This is a genomic window from Natrinema pellirubrum DSM 15624, from assembly GCF_000230735.2.
Taxonomy (GTDB): Archaea; Halobacteriota; Halobacteria; order Halobacteriales; family Natrialbaceae; genus Natrinema; species Natrinema pellirubrum.
In genome coordinates this window covers 3031661-3051170 of sequence record NC_019962.1, presented here as the reverse complement: position 1 = coordinate 3051170, position 19510 = coordinate 3031661, and the positions used below count along the sequence as shown (strand labels likewise).

Here is a 19510-nt window from a genome sequence, read left to right as displayed (position 1 = left end):
TGTTGCGGCCCCCGGCGTGATCGCGAACGGCGTTGCGGCCCCCGCCTCACTCGAGCAGCGACTCGCCGGTCATCTCCGGGGGCTGTGCGAGATCGATGACCTCGAGGATGCTGGGTGCGATGTCGGCGAGCGTGCCGCCCTCGCGGACGGTTCGTCCCCCGTCGGTCCCGTCGCTCACGGGCCGTTCCTCCCCGTTCGCATCTCCGAGGTCACTTTGCGACCTCGCTGGCGAGAGATAGACCAGCGGCACCTCGTTGTAGGTGTGGGCGGTATGGGGGTCGTCTGCGGTCCCCATGTCGTCGGCGTTGCCGTGATCGGCGGTGATGAAGACGTGTGCGCCCGCCGCCTCGAGCGTCTCGACGAGTCGGCCGAGTTGCGCGTCGACGGCTTCGACGGCCTCGATCGCGGCCTCGTAGTCGCCCGTGTGGCCAACCATGTCGGGGTTGGCGTAGTTGAGGACGAGGACGTCGGGATCGTCCGCTTCGATAGCGTCGATAGCGGTGTCCGTGACTTCGGGCGCGCTCATCTCCGGCTGCAGGTCGTAGGTCGGCACGTCGGGGCTCTCGACGATCTCCCGGATCTCACCGTCGAACTCGACCTCGCGGCCGCCGTTCAGGAAGTAGGTGACGTGGGCGTACTTCTCGGACTCGGCGATCCGCAGTTGCGTCCGGCCCGCGTCGGCCAGTACCTCGCCGAGTACCTGCTCGGGCTGGTTCGGCGGGTAGGCCACGGGGAGGTCGAACGTCTTGTCGTACTGGGTCAGCATCACGACCTCGGCGTCCGGTGGGCTGGTCTCGACCTCGTCGGCCCAGTCTGCCGGTCGAATGTCGGCCAGCATTCGCTTAAGCTGGCGGGCCCGATCCGAACGGAAGTTGAACCAGACGACCGAATCGCCGTCCTCGAGTGCCGGTCGATCAGCAACGAGCGTCGGCTCGACGAACTCGTCGGTCACGTCCCGGTCGTAGGAGGCCTCGACGGCCTCGACGGCCGATTCGGCGGTCCACTCGGCCTCCCGGTTGACGATCGCATCGTAGGCCCGCTTCGTGCGCTCCCAGTTCTGGTCGCGGTCCATCGCGTAGTACCGGCCCGAGACCGTCGCGACGTGGCCGGTGTCGTGGTCGGCGACGACGTCCTCGAGCGTCGCGAGGTAGTCCCGCCCGCCGGTCGGCGAGGTGTCACGGCCGTCCGTGATCGCGTGAGTGACCGCCTCGACGCCGCGGTCGCCGGCGAGTTCGATCAGCGCGTGCAGGTGTTCCTGGTCCGAGTGGACGCCGCCGTCGCTGACGAGGCCGACGAAGTGGACGCGACCATCGTTGTCCCTCGCGCGGTCGAAGGCCGCGTTGATCGCGTCGTTCTCGCGGAAGGAGCCGTCCGCGATGGAATCCGAGATCCGCGTGTACTCCTGATAGACGACCCGGCCCGCGCCGATGTTGAGGTGGCCGACCTCGCTGTTGCCCATCTGGCCTTCGGGCAGCCCGACGCGTCGGCCCGCAACCTCGAGTCGACCGTACGCGCCCGATTCCGCGAGCTGGTCGAAGACCGGTGTTTCGGCCGCCGCGACCGCGTCTCTGCCGCCGTCACCGAGTCCCCAGCCGTCGAGGACGATCAGCGCAGCTTCCATACGAAACCGCAACTCGGCGTCCCGTAACTAGCTGTCGTTGTTCGTCGTCGTCGCGATGCCAATATCGACGGACCACCCAGAACAGTGTCATTCGATGGGACCGACTCGAGCGGACGCCGTCCGTATCCATCCCGCGTCGGTTCGGTACGTCGCTCGAGTCCCGTTCGGCCGTCCGATCAGCCCCGCGGGGCGTGATCGAACGCCGTGCCGCAGTCGCCACAAACGGTGCCGTTACCGGGTTTGCTCCGCTGGGCGAACACCGCGCCACACTCGTCACAGATCATGAACAGCCGGTGTTCGGGGTCGATGCCGGCCTCGAACTCGGCGTGGATCCAGGCGTCGGCGTTGCCCTCCTCGTAGAGGGTGACGCCGGAACCGGTCTGTCGCCAGTTGACTGGACTGTCCCCGCGGTCGACTGCCGCCGACTCTCGCTCGGACATCGAGATATGCCGACCCTCGAACCGCCCATACATACGCTTTCTGATAGTAATTTACACGGGATCGAGTGAACGTCTCCGTCACCGCGATCACTGGCTTTTTGCCGGTCGGGTCGGTCCCACCGTGCATGACGCTCGATCCGGTCCACTTCGACGGTATCGCGCGACTCGCCGGGCGGATCGACCACGGGGCCGACGAGCGCGACCGCCGCGCCCTCGCCGAAACCGTTTGGGAGGAGTTCCTGGATCCGCTGGTCGTCGACGGCCGGCCGATCCTCGAGCCCCTCGATGAGCGAGCGCGACGGCTCGTCGACTGCGAGGCCGTCGCCTTACGCGACCGGGAGTTCCCGACCGAACACGGCCTCGACGCGGGAACGATCAATCCGACGACGTTCAAGAACGGACTCGTGATCGACATCGCGCAGGCGGCGATGAGCGCGACGCCGAGCGACCTCGACCTCCACCGTTCGCGGACGACCGTGATGACGGTCCACTCCAACGACGAGACGATGGCCGTCGACGAATCCTGGGGCAAATTCGACGCGGGCTACAGCAAGAGCCGGGCGGTCAAGGTGCCGCCGCTGCCGCGCTTTGCCGAGGGCGTCGTCCACGCGCTGGCACTCTATCTCGCCGAGAGCAAACACGCTCGCGACCACGCCCACACGGTCTCGGACCTGCTCGTCCTCGACGGCCCGCTCTACCCCCGTGGCCTGTTGCGCTGGGCCGACCAACACCCCGACCTCGCGGACTTCCTGCTCGAGGACCCCCGTCCAACGACGGTGCTAGAGAACTACGTCCGGCTGGTCGAGGAGTTCGTCGACCGCTCGGTGCCGCTGGTCGGCTTCGTCAAAAACCCCGCGACGCGGGTCATCACGCGCTCGCTCAAATCCGAACGGGAAGTCAGCGTCCCCTGGGCCGACGATTCGGCGCTGTTTACCCGCCTGCTCGAGCGCGGCGAGTACGTCGACGACGTCGACGGCGACCGCTGGGAACGGGACGACTCGGCGCTTTCTTACACCAACTGGTTCCGATCGCGGGGCGGCGTCGACCGGCCGCTATCGACCGACGGCGACGCCCTCGGCGTCGAACGCCGCCTCGAGCGCGCGGCCTACGAGGTCACCTTCTTCGTGATCTACGACCCCCGCGACGACCTGCTGTACCGGATCGAGGCCCCCTACGCGTTCACGAAGGATCCGGACACCCGTGAGCGGCTGACGATGCAGTTGTTACAGGACGTCGCCATCGCTCACGGCCCGCCGACTATCGTCGAAAAGGCCGACGAACTCGCCCGAATCAGCAATGCCGAGAAGGCATCGCTCCGGGAGACCCTCGAGGAGCGGTTCGACGCCGCACAGGACCGAACGTACGACGATCACCGGTGGGACGACCAGCCCTATTGAGCCGCTCGAGCGGCCCTAGCCGTCGCTTTTCTCGACTGCGAGGTCGACGTCGTCGGGATCGACGCCGATCCGGGCGAACTGCGTCCGGACGTGTTCTTTGGCTCCCTCGAGGGCCTGCTCGCGGGTGTCGAACCCCCGCGGCATCGGCGACTCGAAGGCGAGGTTGACCTCCCGGCCGTCGACTAACTGCGTCGAGCCGCCGCTGTCGACCTCGTAGAACTCGTCGCAGACCCAGACGTACGCGGCGTCCTCGTCGGGCGCGCCGCTGAAGGTCGGGGCCCGCTCACCCCGTTCGTACAGCGTCCCCGTGAGTTCCGTCCCACCCGCATGACCGCGTACCAGTAGCATGACCTAGTGTACGGCTCCTGACGGCAAAAACACGGCGCATCGGAAGCCGGACTGAGCGTCTCTACGCGTCGATCGACCCCGCGGGCGGTCGGCCGAGGACGGGTCTCGAGCGACCGCTGTCAGGCCGACTCGCATCACCGGTCCGTCGCTCGGTCAGTAATCATGTGGTACAGTGACACTGGGTTCGGTCCGTCCGTCGTAATCCGCTCGTACCACACCGCTCGAGCGACAGTAACCGGTTTCTGAGACTTCCAGCGCGGTGATGGTTTTCGGATGCTGAGACTCGTATTTTCACCACAGATCGCCTCTATCCGCAGATATCGGCTGCCTCAGCCAAGTACTACGATATTACGTGAGTAACGGCTGACTTGCGGCCCAAATCGTTTTGGAAACGGGCTTATCCCCGTTGCAGGGGTTGGTGGGGGTAATGAGTTCGGACGCTCACCTCGGCGACGACGTATCCCATCCACTCGCGAACGTCCCGACGGAGTGCTACGAGATCCTTCGCCACCCCCGTCGGCTTCGCGTCCTCGAGATCCTCGGCGCTCGCGGAACGCGACTCTCCCTGTCGGAACTGACGACCGCGCTGCTCGAGCGGGCCGCGACGGACGACCACACTGACCGGCGGCGACGCGAGGTCCGGATCAGCCTCGTCCACAACCACCTGCCGCGGCTCGCGGACTACGACATCCTCGAGTGGGACGAGGACGGCGTCGCGCTCGTCGACGAGTCGCCGGTTCACCCCGCCGACCTCTCGGTGTTGCTCGATCTCTGCGGGGACGGTGACGGCGCGGAACTGCTCGAGACGCTCGTCGACCCTGCCCGGATGCGCCTGCTTTCGGTCCTCGCCGACAGCGACCGACCACAGTCGGTCGAGCAGTTGGCTGGTCGGCTCGCCACCACCGACGGCGGCCCCTTCGTCGATCCCGACCGCGCGGCGATCGCGTTGCATCACTCCCATCTCCCCGCGATGGCGGCGGTCGACGTCCTCAACTACGACCCCGAGTCGGGGCTGGTGACCCGATACGCCGACGCCGTCTCGATCGTCCAGTAACCGCCGATTCGATCGCGTCCGTCCGATCGTCTCTCCCTATCTCGTTCCGTTCCCGATTGCGTTCTTGACCGGCGAGAGGGGACCGTCTCACTCCTCGCTCGGCCCTCTCGGACGCCACATCCGGAACCTGTAAGCGGGCCTCGGCCGTAGCTCCGCTCGATCCATGACATCGGCCGACGGCGACCGCGTTCACGGACCGCCCAGCGACACCCGCAGGGCCGTCGCCGTCATCGTCGTCGCCGCCCTCCTCTCGCTCGCGTCGATCACCGCCGTTGCGAGCGTCGCCGCGATCGATCAGGTCGCCTTCGTCTCGCCGGACCGGACCGAACTCGAGGCCGACCCCGGCGAGACGGTCGAACTCACCGTCGGCCTCGAGAGCCGGGGTGGCCACGGCGGTGAAGGTGTCACGGCAGTCGCGTTGATCGCCCAGTATCACCCCGACTACCTCACTGTTACCGACATCGAGCGGGGGCCGTGGCTCGAGGGCGAGGGCACCGAGATCGAAACGCGGTCGACGCTCGCCGACGAGGCCGGGACGGCGATCCTCGAGCAGCGCCGCGAGCCGGCCGCGGGCGGGACGACCGGCTCGGGGACGATCGCGACGCTGACCGTCCGCGTCGCCGAGGACGCGCCGACGGGCACGATGCCGATTTCGTTCGGCGAAAGCACCGTGTCGCTGACCGGCGACTATCCGCCGGCCGTCGTCGACGAGTCCGCGACCGTCGCCATCGCCGGCGGAAACGAGTCGCTCGACTCGTTCGATCATCCCGGTCCCGACGACCTCGAGCGCGGCGGCGAGTTCGACTCGAGCGGGGACGCGGACGAAACCGACGACGCCGCGAGCGACGGCGGAGCGCCGGTTCCGGGCATGACGATCGGGGCCGCGCTCACGGCCCTCGCGCTGGGAACGCTCCGTCTGGCCGTCGCTCGCGACCGTCGGCACTGATAAACAGTCCATCCGACTGGAGGGAAACGCGTTTCAGGACCCGGTCTGATGGGACTGATATGAGCGATCTGGGAGACTTCGGCGATTTCGACGCCGACGCCGGCACCGACGACGGCGCGGCGGCCGACTCCGCGGGCTCGTCGCCGGCGTCATCGGACGGCGAGCGCACGGCGACGAGTTCGACGACCGACGCGGATGACGGGTTCGAATCGACGACCGTCGAACCCAGCGGCGAGGACGTCGGGATCGGGACGATCTGTGTCTCGCAGGGACTGCGCGTCGCCGAAGACGGTGACGACACCACCCTCCGGGCCTACGTCACCCGCGGCAACCGCTCGTCGGTCCGCATCGGGAGCTACCTGCTCGCGCCCTACCCCGACGGCGAGACGCTGTTCTGTCGGATCACGGGACTGGAGTACGCCCAGCAGTACCACGCCGACGACGCGACCGAGATCCACGCCCGCCGGGCGATGCGCACCGACGACATCGACGAGTCCGACTACAAGTTCGTCGCCGAACTCGAGCCCGTCGCAGTGCTGTACGACGACGACGGCGAACTCAAGCGGCGGATGACCGACCGCGTACCCAAGCCCCAGACGGTGATCCGGCAGGCCGACGACACCGCCGAGATCAAGACCGGGCTGAAGATGCCCGACGACGGGGTCTTCCTGGGCCACCTCTCGGTCGGCGGCGAGAAGGTCCGGACCGCCGCCTCGCCGCCCACCATCGATTACCGGCTCAAGGACGACTACGACGCGGGCGATCCGCTGGTCTTCCGTCACACGCTGATCGCCGGCGGGACCGGATCGGGGAAGACCCACGGGGCGAAGAACATCCTCCGCCAGTACCTCGCGGACGAGCGGACCTACCCGATGACCGACGGCCGCGAGGTCACCCCCGCAGTCGTCCAGTTCGACCCCCAGGACGAGTACGCCCAGATGCACGACGACAACCCCGACCTGGACGACGAGTTCGCGCGCCGCCTCGAGCGCGAGGGGATCGCCTACGGCGGCCACGACGACACGACGGCGTTCGTCCCGAAGGTCGGGTCGGCGTCGTACGCGGCGGGCCACCACCGCGCCCAGCAGGTCGAGTTCACGATTCCGTTCGCGATGGTCCACGACAACCCGTGGCTGGTCGCGGGCAGCGGGTTAAACGACAACCAGTACGGCGCGCTCGTCAGCGTCCTCCTCCCGCGGTTCCGGAAACAGTACGGCGCGGACGGCACCTACGAGGAGTTCACGACGTTCCTCGACGACCCCGCCCTGCGCGAGGAACTCGACGAATCCGGCCGGGTCCACGAGGCGACCTTCGACGCCGTTCGCCGGCGCGTGCTGGGATTCGACAACGTCTTCGATCAGGACGCCCGGCCGATCACCGAACTGGTCAGTGACTTCGTCCGCCCCGGCGAGCTGACCGTCGTCCCGACCTACCACATCAACGACAGCCGGGCGACGGAAACGATCGTCCTCGCGGTCTCCTCGCTGCTCATCGATCAGAAGCTCTCGAACGACCCGGACTACGACCGGATCAAGGAGACCCCGCTCTTGCTGGGGATGGACGAGGCACACAACTTCCTGACCGACGCCGACTCGGTTCAGGCGGGCAAGGTCATCAGCAAGTTCACCGAAGCCGCCAAACAGGGCCGCAAGGAGCGACTCGGCCTCTTTCTCATCACCCAGGATCCACAGGACATCCACGACGCCGTCTTCAAACAGATCAACACCACGGTCGTCCTCAATCTCGGCGACGAGGACGCCATCAAGAGCGTCAACATTCCGAGCAACCTCGAGTCGAAAGTGCCCTACATGGAGAAAGGCCAGATGGTCGTCTACTCGCCCGACAACTCCGAACCCGTGGAACTGATCGGGCTCCCGAAGTGTCTGACCCGGCACGGTCGGGACTGACTCTGCGATCTCGCCTTTTGGGACGGTGAACGCACCAGCCACTACAGCTGCTTACTCTTCAGCCGTGACGAACAAGACAACGAGTGCCAGCCCCAGAGAGACAGCCATCAGCGGTTCCCAGGTTCCAGTCCGTCCCGTGTAGTAGGCGGCGGCTATGACGGCTCCAACCCCCAGCAGAGACACACATAGTTCCAGTCTCTCGTCAATAGCGAGGTTCGGCACTGAGTTCTCGGTCATTGTCAGTGTATATGACGTGTTGAACTGTAAGCATTATGCCTCTGTGGAAATGAGATCAGTTCTTCGTCTGTCCGTCTCGCTGTGATCCCGGTCGTCAGGTCGCCTCGAGCAGCCTCTCTTCGAAGAACGACCGAACCGCGGTCGCGATCTCGTCGCGCGTGCCGAGGAAGAAATGGTCGGCGGGCAGCGACGTGGTCTCGTCGCCGCGTTCTCGCGCCCGTTCCACGACCGGCTCCCAGTCGACGGTGGTGTCACGTTCGCCGTAGAGGACGTGAGTCGGACGGTCGATCCGGTCCAGCGCCGCGAGCGCGTCGAGGTCGTCGGCAAGTTGCGCGGTCGGTGCGAGGACGGCGACGGCATCGGGGTCGGCCTCGGCCGCGGTGAGCAGGGCAAGCGACGCGCCGAAGCTGTAGCCGAAGAGCCCGACCGGCAGGTCGTCGTACTCCTCGCGGGCCCACCGGACGGCGTTGCGAACGTCTTCCCGCTCGCCGTAGCCCTCGTCCCACGCGCCGTAATCGAACCGCAGGCAGGCGATGCCGGCCTCGACGAGAGCGTCCGAGACCGCCCGCAGTCGCTGGTCACTGCGCGAGCCGCCGTGTTGGGGATGGGGCGGGCAGGCGACGACGATCGCCCGCGGCTCCGCTGTCGGTTCCTCGAGCGTCCCTCGGACGTCGCGACCGCCCGGAACTAAGACATCGCTCATGGGCGTTCGTTCCGAACCGGCGCTAATCAAACCCGGCGTCGCCGGCGGCCTCGAGCCACGCTCAGGACCGGATCGACGAGGCAGTAAACGACTCGTGCAAGCGGGACCGTTCGTATTCGCCGAGGACGGCGTAGGCGACGAAGCCGACGACTAGGGTCGAGTCCCAGGACCCGGTCCGAATCCACCTCGAGGTTGCGGGCGACGCCGGCACGGCGACGATCGTCGTCGACGACTCGCTTGCCGTCCGATCGGTCGCTGTCGATCGATAGCCGCGGCGTGTGTCGCCGTCGGCAGCGCCACCGGAGCCGCGCTCGTGAACATTGGATATTCCTGAAGTGACATTTTTAAGGCCCGCGAGCAATACGTAGCGAGTATGGGCATCCTCTCTCGGGCTTCCTACGTCATCCGGTCGAAACTCAACTCGGTACTCAACCGGGCCGAGGATCCGACCGAGACGCTCGACTACTCCTACGAGCAGATGCGTGACCAGCTCCAGCAGGTCAAACGCGGCATCGCCGATCTTACCACGCAGAAAAAGCGCCTCGAGATGCAGAAACGCCGCCTCGAGGAGAACGTCGAGAAACACAACGATCAGGCCCGGACCGCGGTCCAGCAGGGTCGGGAGGACCTGGCGCGACGCGCCCTCGAGAAGAAGAAAACGAAGATGAACCAGATCGAGGATCTGGAGCGCCAGATTTCGGACCTGCAGAACCAGCAGGACCGACTGATCGACCAGAAGAACGAACTCCAGAGCCGCATCGAGGAGTTCCGCACGAAAAAGGAGACGATGAAGGCCCGCCACGAGGCCGCCAAGGCCAGCTCCACGGTATCGGAAGCGATGACCGCGACCGGCGAGGAGTTCGAGGACGTCGGTCGCGCCATCGAACGCGCCGAGGAACAGACCGAGGACATGGAGGCCCGTGCCGCCGCGATGGACGAACTCCACGAGTCGGGCGCGTTCGACGACGTCCTCTCGGACAAGGACAACATCGACCGCGAACTCGAGCAGCTCTCGACCGACAGCGGCGTCGAGGCCGAACTCGAGACGCTGAAGTCCGACGTCGGTGCCGACGAGGCGGAGTCGGCGGCCGAACAGACCGGCGAGACCGACGAGGCGGAGCTGACCGACCTCGAAGGCGAGGATCAGGACGAGGTTGAGGCCGAACTCGCGGAGTTGCAGGACGAAGAGAGCGCTTGAGCAACGGGGAGTCGACCGCGGTACCGCGACCGCGAGCGTCTCGAGCCGACGCTCGGTCTCCGCTGCTGTAGTCGGGAGAAACTGTTACCATTGTTCACGATAAAGGACCGGTATGAGCAACGCCTCGCGGTTCGACTCGATTTCCCTGACCAATCAGGCCGTCCTGCTTGGTCTCGCTGATCTGGCCAGCGAGGGGGAGACGCCGGTCCAGACCCACGACGTGAGACGGCACTGCAAACAGCGGCTCTCGGATGTCGATACGGAAGTCGTTGGGACGATCTCCGAGGCCGATGTCATCCGATCGCTCTACCGGCTTGAGGAAGAGGAGTTAGTCGAGGAGGTTCCGCCCGCGGAGACGTCGCCGACGGGGAAGGGGCGACCGGCCTACGCCCTCGCCGTCGAGTCCGACGCGGTCTACGACGGCGTCGTCGACGAACTGGTCGAGGGGACGCGGGACTGACGCCGCGGCGGTCGGGGGAACGATGGGCGCGATCGCCGGTTCCGACGCCGGTCACGAGGGTGTTCCGAGTACCGTGATGTCGTAGTCGGCCACGTCGCTGGGGGCCTCGAGGACGACGACCTGAAACTCCCAGGTGTCGTCGGCCCCGAGGTCGCCGGTGCTGGCGAGATACCGGCCGAGGAGGTTGCCGGCGTCGTTGTAGATCCGGGTCCGGACCTCGACGATCTGGAGCCGGTCCGCTCCCGTGTTGGTCACGATACCCTGAACCGTTGAGCCGAGGTAGCCGTCCTCGAGGACGAACTCGTGTTCGACCAGCTCGAGGGGATCGAGCGGCGTCACCGAGTTGTTCGGTTGCTGTTGGGCCAGCGACGAGGCTGTGGACATCTCGCTTGCGTTCCTACTCGAGGCGTTGCTTGCGTTTATTTGTCCCACGGTACCGCTTTCGTAGCTCGGCTCGCCGCCGAGCCCGTCGCTGCCGGTACAGCCGGCGGCCGCGGTCGCCATCCCGACGCCGAGCGACGCGAGCAGTCGCCGTCGGCTCGTCGCGTCCGAGTGTGTCATCGCGGCCTCCCCGTCGTCCGCGAGTCGATTCCGGTACCGAGCATGTCTTCGGGGACACCGTCGACGCATTTCAGTGTAGGCCCTGAAGCGACAGCGCTCGGCGGTGTATGCAACGCAGGCCCTTATTGTCGGGTCGATTGAACGTGTCTCCATGTCCTCCGAGACCGACGAGACGCTCGAGTCCTACGGGGCCGACGTGGGCGGGCCGGAGGGGCCGCTGACGCGGTTCCACGAGTGGGTGCTGATTCAGGGGAACCGATTGGTCGTCGCGGCGTTGCTCTCGGCGGTCATCTTCGCGCTTATCGTCGGCCTGTACGAACTCGGCGTGATCAACTTCGTCAACGGGAGTTCCGTGACGAGCGTGGCAAGCGGCATGATCGCGGGCACGTTCTCGCTGGTGACGCTCGTCGTCTCGGTCAACCAGCTCATCCTCTCCCAGGAGTTCGGCGCGGCGGGGAAGGCCCGCGACCGGTTCGAGGGCGTCGTGTCGTTCCGCGAGGACGTCGCCGAGGAGGCGGCCGTTCCCGCGACGCCGGTCGCACCCACGAGGGTCCTCGAACTGATCATCGAAGCGGTTCGGAACGACGCCGCCGGCCTCGCCGCCGCGGTCGCCGACCACGACGACGAGGTCCGGGAGACGGTCGTCCGGTACACGAACGGCGTCAGGGAGCGGGCCGACCGGGTCGACGAGACGCTCGAGCGGTCCGACTTCGACACCTTCTCGGCCGTTTCGGCGGCGATTCACTACGACGAGGCCTGGCAGCTGTACGCTGCGACGCACCTGCGCAACGACTACCACGAGTCGCTGTCGCCGGCCGCGAAGGCGCAACTCGACGAGCTGGTCGACTCCCTGAAGCTGTTCAGCGTGGCCCGCGAGCAGTTCAAGACGACCTACCTGCAGCGGGAACTGACCCGGTTCTCGCAGCTGACGATCTACTGCGGCGTGCCGTCGATCCTGTCGGCGATCGTCGTCGGCCTCCTGTACGCCGACTTCGCCGGGCCGAGTCTCAGCGTCGTTGCGCTCCCCTACGTCGTCGCCGCCCTGATCGTCGTCGTCCTCTCGCCGCTGTCCCTGCTGGTCTCCTACATCCTCCGGACCGCGACCATTACCCGCCGGACCGCATCGGTCGGTCCGTTCGTCCCCCAGAAGGACCCCGACGAGGGACCGTTCGACGTAACCGCCGGCGAGGACCGCTGATCACTCCCGGTCGGCGTCGGCTCCACGACCGGTCTCCCGGCGGATGAACGGCTCGATCGCCGCGTCCGCTTCGCGAGGTGGGGAACCGGGAATATGCGACGGGACGATCGCGAACGGTGTCACGGAGCGCGAAGGCGATACCGACGACCACCAGTCCGTGGTCGATCCCCGGGGTTCGTATCCCCTCGGGGGCTACCGGCGACCGTGATCGTCGTCATCTGCGGGCCGCCGGGCGCGGGCAAGTCAACCGTGACGGCCCGCGTTCGGGACCGCCTCGAGGCACGCTCGATTCCCGTCCGGACCGTCCACTCCGACGACTTCTCGAGTCGGACCTACGAGCAGTTGGCCGAGCGAGTCGCCGACGCGCCCGCGACGGGCGTGACGCTGGTCGACGGGACGTTCTATCGGCGACCCTGGCAGACCCGGTTTCGGACGCTTGGCGATGTCCGGTTCGTCCGCCTGACCGCGAGCCTGGAGACCTGCCTGGAGCGCAATCGCGCTCGTCCCGACTCGATCGACGAACGGGGCGTCCACGTGGTCTACCGGGAGTTCGATGCGCCCGACGCCGCCCTCGAGATCGATACCGACCGCTGCGGCCCCGACGCGGCGGCCGATCGGGTCGCGGCCGCGATCGAGGGCTGGCTCGAGTGATCTCGCTCGAGCCGTTCCGGAGCGATCACAGCCCCAAATCGATGCCGAACGGGTCGACTCCGGACGGGTCGAACGGGGCGAGATCGGCTGGTAGTTCGTCGGGGACGACATCCTCCGGGAGCGCCGCCCAGCCGAGGTCGTCCTCGCCGGGAACCGCGTCGGTGTCGAACGTCGGTTCGTCGGCGGGGTCGACGTCGCGGTCCTCCCGCGGTGGCGCGTCGTGGGCGTAGACGCTCTCGGGATGGTCGACGGTCCAGACGTGGAGCATACAGGGGGTCCGACAGGGGAACTCGAGGTCGCCGTCCGCGGCCGCTCCCTCGTAGGTCTGCCGGTAGAACCACCACGCGAACCGACCGGGGAGGCCGGTGTGGGCGTGCCACGGCGAACACAGCTCGGCGTCGGCGTCGATGTCCTCGCCGTACACCGCCGGCGGCTCGACGGCCGCACCGTCCTGCGTCGCGATGAACATGACGCCGATCGAGCGCCACGTTTCATTGTCGACCAGCACCGATTCCGGTCGCTCGGGCTCGAGGAGGTCGCCGTCGCCGATGAACGCCGGATTGAGCCAGTGCGACCAGCTGTCGTCGCCGGTCTCGAGCGTATCGAAGTACGGTTTGTAGCCCGCCTCGAGCAGTGCATCGACGTCCGGGTACCGGCGCTCGAGGGCGTCCGCGACCGCGGACTGCAGGGCGACCGTCGTCGGGTGGTCGTCCGCACAGCCCTCCATGCTCGCACCCTCACAGTGGGCCATACTGGGCTCGATCGTCGCGTCGGGACAGTCACGATCGAACCGTCGGGCGAGGTCGTCCCGCTCGTTGCCGTCGTCGGCGCGGGCGCTCCCGATGGCCGAGAGTGCGGCCGTTCCGGCCGAGGCCTGCAGGAGCGTTCGTCGGGACACGGTTCGATCGTCGTCGCTATCGGACATACCACACGTTCCACACCGACGATCGGTATGAAACCCCGTTGGGAGTTGTCCTGACAGTCGCCGACAGTGGTGTGAGGCGCGCAGTTGAACGCTGACTCGAGGATGGCTTCGCCGTCGCGACCGAGTGGGCGATGTCGATCCGGACGCGAACCGGCAGTGGATGGATCGATGGGCATGCGTCGCGGTCTCGCGCTCTCGATACCGCTTGCTTGCCACTGTCGACTCGAACGCAAACACCTCTAATTGTACGTTCATTTCCCGATGATGGACCATCGAGCGAACGCAGCCGCCGGTCGGGCTGGGTGCCATCGAAGGAGCGCCGCTGCCAATACGGGGACGGTCCGGCCGTCGGCGGGACGGTCCCGTGATCAGGACGAACCGAAGCCGGCGCCCGTCCCGGACCGCTCGAGGGCGGCGAGGTCGATCCGACCGTCCGCAAGGGGGACGCCGTCGACGGGGTCGTCGGCGAGCAACAGCGAGCCGTCGAGGTCGGCGTAGTCGAGCAACGGCGCGAGATGACAGGCCGCGGCGATCGAGGCGTTCGACTCGTTCATACAGCCACACATGACCTCGAGGCCGTGGGCCCGGGCGGCGCTGATCAGCCGTCTGGCCTCCCGGAGCCCGCCGCATTTCATCAGTTTCAGGTTCGCGATGTCACAGCGGTCCGCGATACGGGGGATGTCCGCGAGCGTTCGACAGGACTCGTCGGCGGCGATCGGCAGCGCCGAGCGCTCGGAGACGAACTGCAGCCCCTCGGGGTCCTCGGCGGCGACCGGCTGCTCGACGAACGCGAGGTCGAACTCGGCGAGTCGGTCGATCTTTCGGACCGCCTCGCGGGGGGTCCAGGCCTCGTTGGCGTCGACGAACAGCCGTACGTCGGGTGCGACCGATCGAATCGTCCGGACGATCTCGAGGTCGCGGTCGGTCCCGAGTTTGACCTTCAGGGTGTCGAACCCGCGCTCGAGGGCCGTCTCGGTCTTCTCCCGCATCCGCTCCGTGTCGTCGAGCCCGATCGTGTACGAAGTCGAGAGCGTCTCGGCCGGGTCGAGTCCCCAGTAGCGATAGAGGGGCACCTCGAGCCGCTTCGTGACGAGGTCGTGGAGCGCGATGCTCACTGCGGCGCGGGCGGCCGGGTTCTTCCGGACCGTCTCGCGCATGCGGCGTTCGATCCGCTCGAGTTGGTGGGGATCGCCGACCGATTCGACGACCGCGAGCAGGTCGGGCAGGACGGCCGCGACGGTGGCCGCGGTCTCGCCGTAGTGTGTCGACGGAGCGGCGGCCCCGAGACCGGTCGTCCCGTCGTCGTCCTCGATCCGGACGTAGACGACCTCGATCTCGGTCGTCGTGCCGCGGGAGATTCCGAACGGGTACTCGAGCGGCAGCGAGCGCCGCTCGAACGATGTCTCGAGGCTCATAGCAGCGCCTCGAGGACGTCGTCGGTTCCGAACCGGATGACGTCGTCGGCCGGCGCGCCGAGGGCGTCGGCGTACTCGGCGACTGCGTCGCTGGCGGCCGCGTCGTCCGCCAGCCCGGACGTGTTGAGCGCGCCGGCGACGACCTGCCCTTCCGCGACCGGCGCGGCGACGCTCTCGTAGAGGTCGATGTACGTCGGGATCGACGGCAGCGCGAACGACTCGTAGCCGTGGATCGCCTCCCGGCCGGCCTCGTGACAGAGGACGAGTTTGTCGGCCATCGAACCGTGGAGAATGCCGAGCGTGACCGGCGAGTACGCCGGATGGACGATGCTGCCCTGCCCCTCGACGAAGAGGTAGTCGTGGTCGTCGCCGATCTCGAGGATCATCTCCTCGACCGCGCCGGCGGTGAAGTCGCTGACGACGCGGTCGATCGGGTTGCCCCAGCCCTCGATCATGATGCCGGTCTGGCCGGTCGGGACGACGGCGGCGTCGTGGCCGGCCGCGCGGGCGTCCCGGGCCAACTCCATTGTTGTCGTCATCTTGCCGACCGAACAGTCCGTGCCGACGGTGAGGATCACTTCGGCGTCGACCTCGTCGGCGATGCCCTCGGCCACCGTGAGGCCCTCGGGCGGCTTCCGGACGTCGCGCAACTCACAGTCGTTTTCCGCCGCCAATCGGGCGAACTCCTCGTCATCGGACAGGAAGGAGTGCAGCCCCGAGATCACGTCATAGCCGTTCTCGAGTGCGACTCGAATATCGTCACGCCAGCTTTCCTCGAGGTCGCCGCCGATCGGTGCGATCCCGATCAGCAGGGCGTCGACGGCGTCGGCCTCGAGGTCGTCCATGCCTTCGACGATCGGTGCGTCCTGGACGTCCGGAACGAAGTCCGACACTCGTTGGCCGGCGCTGTCACGGTCGAGGACGGCGACGATGTCGTGGTCGGCGTATCGGAGAACTCCGAGCGCGGTCTTGGCTCGGTCGGGAAACTGTTCGTGGGCAAGAATTGCGACGCGCATATCGGGACCTAGACGGGTGGTGATTAAAGTGGTGCGGTCGCTGTCCGGAAGTCGGAGCCGGCCGGGGAATCGCCAGGCCTTAGCTGGTCGCGAGTAAGCGGTGCGTAATGTCGGATCGCTGGCTCGTGGCCTGGGGTCTGGGTTCGGTCGCGTTCGGTGGCGCGTCCCTGCTGATACCGCTCTACATCGTGCAACTCGGCGCGTCGCCGGTCCAGTTGGGACTGCTGGCCGCGACGGCCGCGGCCGTCGGTGCCCCCGGCGCGATCGCGTTCGGGCGCGCCGCGGACCGGGTCGACCGCCGCCGGTTGCTGGTCCTCGCGACGCTGGCCGGCGTCGCGGGCTCGCTGGCCGCGATCCCGTTCCTGCGCTCGATCACCGCCGTTATCGCGGCGAACGCGGTCCTCTGGCTGCTCGTCTCCTCGATCGGGCCGGTCCTGACCATGCTCGTCGTCGATGACGCACCCGAGTCCGCCTGGAGCGAGCGCATCGGACTGGTGAACTCGTATCAGGGCTACGGGTGGGCCGGCGGACTCGTCCTCGGAACGGTCTGGCCGGTCGTCGGGAGCCGATTGCTCGCGGCCGGCGCGGTGACGCGGGCGCTGTTCTGGTTGCTCGCGGCCTGTGCCGCGGTGAGTGCGATCCTCGCGGCGCGGACCCTCCCGCGGCCCGCACCGTCGGCCCACGTCACGGGCGATCGCGCCGCCCGCCGAATCGGGCGACTCCTCGCGACCTCGAGTCGCGGCGTCAAGGGTGCGACGTTCGCCCTCTCGCCGGCCCGACTCTACTGGACGACTCGGGGGATCGACCCACGACGACTCGCGACCCGGTTCGACCCCGCGCTGACGACCTACTTCGTCGCCGGCCTCTTCTTTTTCACCGGGTCGGCGGCCTTCTGGGCCCCGCTCCCGCTGTTCCTGACCGATCTCGGCTTCGATTCGGGGCGGGTCTTCGCGTGCTATCTCGCCTCGAGCCTCGGCTCGGCGGCCTGTTACGGCGCTGCCGGGCGACTCTCGGCGCGGGTCGACGACCGGATCCTGCAGTCCGGGACGCTCGCCGTCAGAGCGGTCCTCTTCCCAGCGGTCCTCGCCGTGGCGGGACTGGGAACGGCGGCGTTCGGAACTGCCGGTCTCCTCCTCGGCGGCATCGGCATCACGTGGGCCGGGATCGCTGTCGTCGGGACGGCGATCGTCACCCGCCTTGCCCCGCCGGCCGCTCGCGGTGAACTGCTGGGCGCGTACGTCGCACTGGGCGCGATCGGGGGCGGTATCGGCGGCGTCCTCGGGGGTTGGGCCGCGACCGCGAGCTACGCGGTGGCGTTCGCCGTCGCCGGCGGGCTCGTCCTCGTCGGGGCGGTCCTCGTCGCCGCGCTCGTAGCGCTCTCGAGTGGCGACGGGAAAGCGGCGTCGGCCGCGTCGGTTCCCGATTCCGTCCCGGCCGGTACCGTCGAGGAGCCGCCGACCGACTGAGGGCCGCGGGGACGGGCGCGGCTCCTCGCCACAGGTGTTCCGACAGAACGAGCCGGATCGGGGTCAGTTCGTCTCGAGCGCACAGGCCGGACTGCAGAACCCGCGTTCGGCCGCGTTGAAGTCCGGATACGCCTTGAAATCGCCACGACACTGCTCACACGTGACGGTTTCGAAGTCGGACATTCCCGACTGGGACGACAGCTTCGAATCCGAACCGTCTCGGAGCGGTCCGGCGGCCGCCCCCGTAAGCCGTTCTTTCGGTCACGGTCCCGTTCACGGACTGACCGTTTCGGTTCCCGGACCGATCGACCGATCGGCAACGGTCGGTAGACTTATGCCTGTGGGGCGTGGCACCATGTGTCATGAATGGTGTCCTCAACGAGACGACGAACAAGATCCACAAGCACGAACACGGTCGTTCGGACTTTCAGACGACTTGTGGCGCGACCGCCCACGTCGCCCACGAGGATCTCCGACTGATCCCCGTCGAACAGGCCGACGACGCGAACCGCTGTGGCCGCTGCTTCGAGGACGGCGGCGGCTACTGACACAGACGTACTATTGTCACCGGTTTCCGGTACCCCGCAGGACGGCGGCTACTAGAGGACTCGCAGTTCCGTCGTCCAGAACGACCGAACGGCGTCCTCGAGCGCGGATTCGGGATCCCCGGTCGCGTCGACCGCGGCGGTTCCCGCCGGCTCGAGGCCGGCTTCAGCGACGAGCGTGTCGACGACGCCGCGCTGGCCGACGACGAACAGTCGATCCACGTCGCCACGGCGTGTCGCGACGGCCTCGCGACAGCGCTCGAGGTGGTCGTCGATCTGTTCGTCACGGATCCGTTCGAACCGGGCCTGTGAGAACCCGCCCTTCGAGTGGCTGCCCTTGACGTCGCTTTCGAACCCGCGGTAGTCGACCCGCTCGTCGCCGTCGTACACCCCGAGCGCGAACAGGTCCGTCCGGACCAGCGCGAGGGCGTGGCGGCCGGTCGGCAGGAAGGTCCCGCGGTCGATGGCGAACCCGTCGTCCCACGTCGGCTCGAGCGTCGGCTCGATCGGCGGCGACAGAGCCACCGCGATCAGGCCGGCGTCGTCGACACAGCACAGACACGGCGCGGCGTCCTCGAGCAGTGCGACCCGGTCGCCGAGCGGTTCCTCGAGAGTCGACCGGACCGATTCGGGTAGCCCCGCCTCATCGACCGCGACGGTCAACGCGCCCTCCGGCCCCGTCCGGAACGAGTCCAGTCGGTCGAGGATCGCCTCGAGACGTCGTCCCCGGACCTGTATCCGGCGACGGACGGCGACGCCGTCGTCGGCGTCGTCGACCTGCTCGAGTTCGCCCTCGAGTTGGGCGATCCGGTCCTCGAGACGGTTGACCCGCTGTTCGGCCTCCTGTCTCGCCGTGGCCGCCTCGGCCCGGCGGTCGGACTCGGCCTCGTAGCGCTCGCGTAACCGCTCGTTTTCGTCCTCGAGGTCCTCGATGCGCTCTTTGAGCGACGCACGGCCGAGCAACTCGTCGATCATTCGGCGGAAAACGGGAAGCGAGCCTACTTCTAGGTTCCGGCGTTGGACAGGTCCGTGCCGGCCGGGTCGGGTTGCCAGCCGCCGGCGAACTCGAGCAACCGACGGGCGCAGTCGCGCCGGGCGAGAAACACCTCCCGGAGCGACGGCGGGTTCCTGATATCGGTCCCCTCGAGCATCGACTCGGGGAGCGCGAGCGTGTTCGTCGGGACGTTCTCGCCCCCGTGGACCGCGAAGTGTCGCGACTCGAGTTTCATTACGAGCGGGGTATCGAGCCGCTCGAGGCCGTCGCCGCTGGCGTAGACCTCCTCGTTGAGCCGCTCGTGTTGCTCGCTGTGCATGAGTGCGTGATCGCCCTCCGTGGGAGTCACGTAGAGTCGTCCGAGATAGTAGCTCCGCGAGAACACCTCGAACATGATGTTTGGTGACAGGGGACGCACCGATATAACC

At 67.6% G+C, this 19510-nt stretch carries 21 protein-coding genes; 10 read left to right on the top strand and 11 right to left on the bottom strand.

The window, feature by feature from the left end; translation table 11 throughout:
• Positions 1-46 precede the first annotated feature (46 nt).
• Together gpmI and NATPE_RS14680 are read right to left on the bottom strand one after the other, a co-directional pair.
• Entirely contained in the window at positions 47-1621 is a 1575-nt protein-coding gene (gene gpmI, locus NATPE_RS14685) for a 2,3-bisphosphoglycerate-independent phosphoglycerate mutase (RefSeq protein WP_006181307.1), read from the bottom strand.
• A 176-nt stretch (positions 1622-1797) separates the two neighbouring features.
• Positions 1798-2094, bottom strand: a complete 297-nt coding sequence (locus tag NATPE_RS14680; protein WP_006181306.1) for a hypothetical protein — start codon at positions 2092-2094, stop codon at positions 1798-1800.
• A gap of 92 nt (positions 2095-2186) precedes the next feature.
• On the opposite strand from NATPE_RS14680, the gene NATPE_RS14675 reads away from it, so the two are divergent.
• Positions 2187-3458 carry a DNA double-strand break repair nuclease NurA gene (locus tag NATPE_RS14675; RefSeq protein ID WP_006181305.1) on the top strand — a complete coding sequence of 424 codons (1272 nt, stop codon included), beginning with the start codon at positions 2187-2189 and terminating at the stop codon, positions 3456-3458.
• Positions 3459-3473: 15 nt separating this feature from the next.
• Here NATPE_RS14675 and NATPE_RS14670 read toward each other — a convergent pair whose 3' ends face one another.
• Positions 3474-3806 carry a DUF7113 family protein gene (locus tag NATPE_RS14670; protein WP_006181304.1) on the bottom strand — a complete coding sequence of 111 codons (333 nt, stop codon included), beginning with the start codon at positions 3804-3806 and terminating at the stop codon, positions 3474-3476.
• A gap of 427 nt (positions 3807-4233) precedes the next feature.
• On the opposite strand from NATPE_RS14670, the gene NATPE_RS14665 reads away from it, so the two are divergent.
• The 3 genes from NATPE_RS14665 (at position 4234) to NATPE_RS14655 (ending at position 7713) form a co-directional block, all read left to right on the top strand.
• Positions 4234-4860 (top strand): DUF7344 domain-containing protein, encoded by a 627-nt coding sequence (locus NATPE_RS14665; protein WP_006181303.1) that lies wholly within the window; start codon positions 4234-4236, stop codon positions 4858-4860.
• A 163-nt stretch (positions 4861-5023) separates the two neighbouring features.
• The gene (locus NATPE_RS14660; protein WP_006181302.1) at positions 5024-5806 is read left to right on the top strand and encodes a cohesin domain-containing protein; all 783 of its coding nucleotides are present in this window, start codon (positions 5024-5026) and stop codon (positions 5804-5806) included.
• Between the two features lie 59 nt (positions 5807-5865).
• Positions 5866-7713 (top strand): ATP-binding protein, encoded by a 1848-nt coding sequence (locus NATPE_RS14655; RefSeq protein ID WP_006181301.1) that lies wholly within the window; start codon positions 5866-5868, stop codon positions 7711-7713.
• A gap of 51 nt (positions 7714-7764) precedes the next feature.
• Here NATPE_RS14655 and NATPE_RS14650 read toward each other — a convergent pair whose 3' ends face one another.
• Positions 7765-7950: a hypothetical protein gene (locus tag NATPE_RS14650; protein WP_006181300.1), complete on the bottom strand. Its 186-nt coding sequence runs from the start codon at positions 7948-7950 to the stop codon at positions 7765-7767.
• A gap of 94 nt (positions 7951-8044) precedes the next feature.
• Complete coding sequence (locus NATPE_RS14645; RefSeq protein WP_006181299.1) at positions 8045-8653, bottom strand: alpha/beta hydrolase; 609 nt, start codon at positions 8651-8653, stop codon at positions 8045-8047.
• A 373-nt stretch (positions 8654-9026) separates the two neighbouring features.
• Here NATPE_RS14645 and NATPE_RS14635 point away from each other — a divergent pair, with 373 nt between their 5' ends.
• Entirely contained in the window at positions 9027-9851 is an 825-nt protein-coding gene (locus NATPE_RS14635; RefSeq protein ID WP_006181298.1) for a PspA/IM30 family protein, read from the top strand.
• 112 nt (positions 9852-9963) lie between these two features.
• Positions 9964-10311: a hypothetical protein gene (locus tag NATPE_RS14630; protein WP_006181297.1), complete on the top strand. Its 348-nt coding sequence runs from the start codon at positions 9964-9966 to the stop codon at positions 10309-10311.
• Positions 10312-10362: 51 nt separating this feature from the next.
• Here the strand turns inward: NATPE_RS14630 and NATPE_RS14625 are convergent, their stop codons facing one another.
• The gene (locus tag NATPE_RS14625) at positions 10363-10872 is read right to left on the bottom strand and encodes an FxLYD domain-containing protein (RefSeq protein ID WP_006181296.1); all 510 of its coding nucleotides are present in this window, start codon (positions 10870-10872) and stop codon (positions 10363-10365) included.
• 151 nt (positions 10873-11023) lie between these two features.
• Between NATPE_RS14625 and NATPE_RS14620 the strand changes: the two genes are divergently transcribed.
• Positions 11024-12070 (top strand): hypothetical protein, encoded by a 1047-nt coding sequence (locus NATPE_RS14620; RefSeq protein ID WP_006181295.1) that lies wholly within the window; start codon positions 11024-11026, stop codon positions 12068-12070.
• A gap of 204 nt (positions 12071-12274) precedes the next feature.
• Positions 12275-12721: an AAA family ATPase gene (locus tag NATPE_RS14615; RefSeq protein WP_006181294.1), complete on the top strand. Its 447-nt coding sequence runs from the start codon at positions 12275-12277 to the stop codon at positions 12719-12721.
• 25 nt (positions 12722-12746) lie between these two features.
• Here NATPE_RS14615 and NATPE_RS14610 read toward each other — a convergent pair whose 3' ends face one another.
• The 3 genes from NATPE_RS14610 to NATPE_RS14600 all read right to left on the bottom strand — a co-directional run bounded on the left by NATPE_RS14610 (position 12747) and on the right by NATPE_RS14600 (position 16077).
• Positions 12747-13646 carry a hypothetical protein gene (locus NATPE_RS14610; RefSeq protein ID WP_006181293.1) on the bottom strand — a complete coding sequence of 300 codons (900 nt, stop codon included), beginning with the start codon at positions 13644-13646 and terminating at the stop codon, positions 12747-12749.
• A 368-nt stretch (positions 13647-14014) separates the two neighbouring features.
• Complete coding sequence (locus NATPE_RS14605) at positions 14015-15061, bottom strand: dipeptide epimerase (RefSeq protein WP_006181292.1); 1047 nt, start codon at positions 15059-15061, stop codon at positions 14015-14017.
• Positions 15058-16077 (bottom strand): DUF1611 domain-containing protein, encoded by a 1020-nt coding sequence (locus NATPE_RS14600; RefSeq protein ID WP_006181291.1) that lies wholly within the window; start codon positions 16075-16077, stop codon positions 15058-15060. Before NATPE_RS14600 ends, NATPE_RS14605 begins: the two co-directional genes overlap by 4 nt.
• 107 nt (positions 16078-16184) lie before the next feature.
• Between NATPE_RS14600 and NATPE_RS14595 the strand changes: the two genes are divergently transcribed.
• Together NATPE_RS14595 and NATPE_RS14590 are read left to right on the top strand one after the other, a co-directional pair.
• On the top strand, positions 16185-17543 hold the full coding sequence (locus NATPE_RS14595) for an MFS transporter (protein WP_006181290.1): 1359 nt from the start codon (positions 16185-16187) through the stop codon (positions 17541-17543).
• A 362-nt stretch (positions 17544-17905) separates the two neighbouring features.
• Positions 17906-18091, top strand: coding sequence for a hypothetical protein (locus NATPE_RS14590; protein WP_006181288.1), 186 nt, complete (start codon positions 17906-17908; stop codon positions 18089-18091).
• A 51-nt stretch (positions 18092-18142) separates the two neighbouring features.
• On the opposite strand, the gene NATPE_RS14585 is transcribed toward NATPE_RS14590, so the two are convergent.
• Both NATPE_RS14585 and NATPE_RS14580 read right to left on the bottom strand, forming a co-directional pair.
• Positions 18143-19063 carry a Vms1/Ankzf1 family peptidyl-tRNA hydrolase gene (locus NATPE_RS14585; protein ID WP_006181287.1) on the bottom strand — a complete coding sequence of 307 codons (921 nt, stop codon included), beginning with the start codon at positions 19061-19063 and terminating at the stop codon, positions 18143-18145.
• Positions 19064-19092: 29 nt separating this feature from the next.
• Positions 19093-19476 (bottom strand): DUF5802 family protein, encoded by a 384-nt coding sequence (locus tag NATPE_RS14580; RefSeq protein WP_006181286.1) that lies wholly within the window; start codon positions 19474-19476, stop codon positions 19093-19095.
• Between the last annotated feature and the right edge of the window lie 34 nt (positions 19477-19510).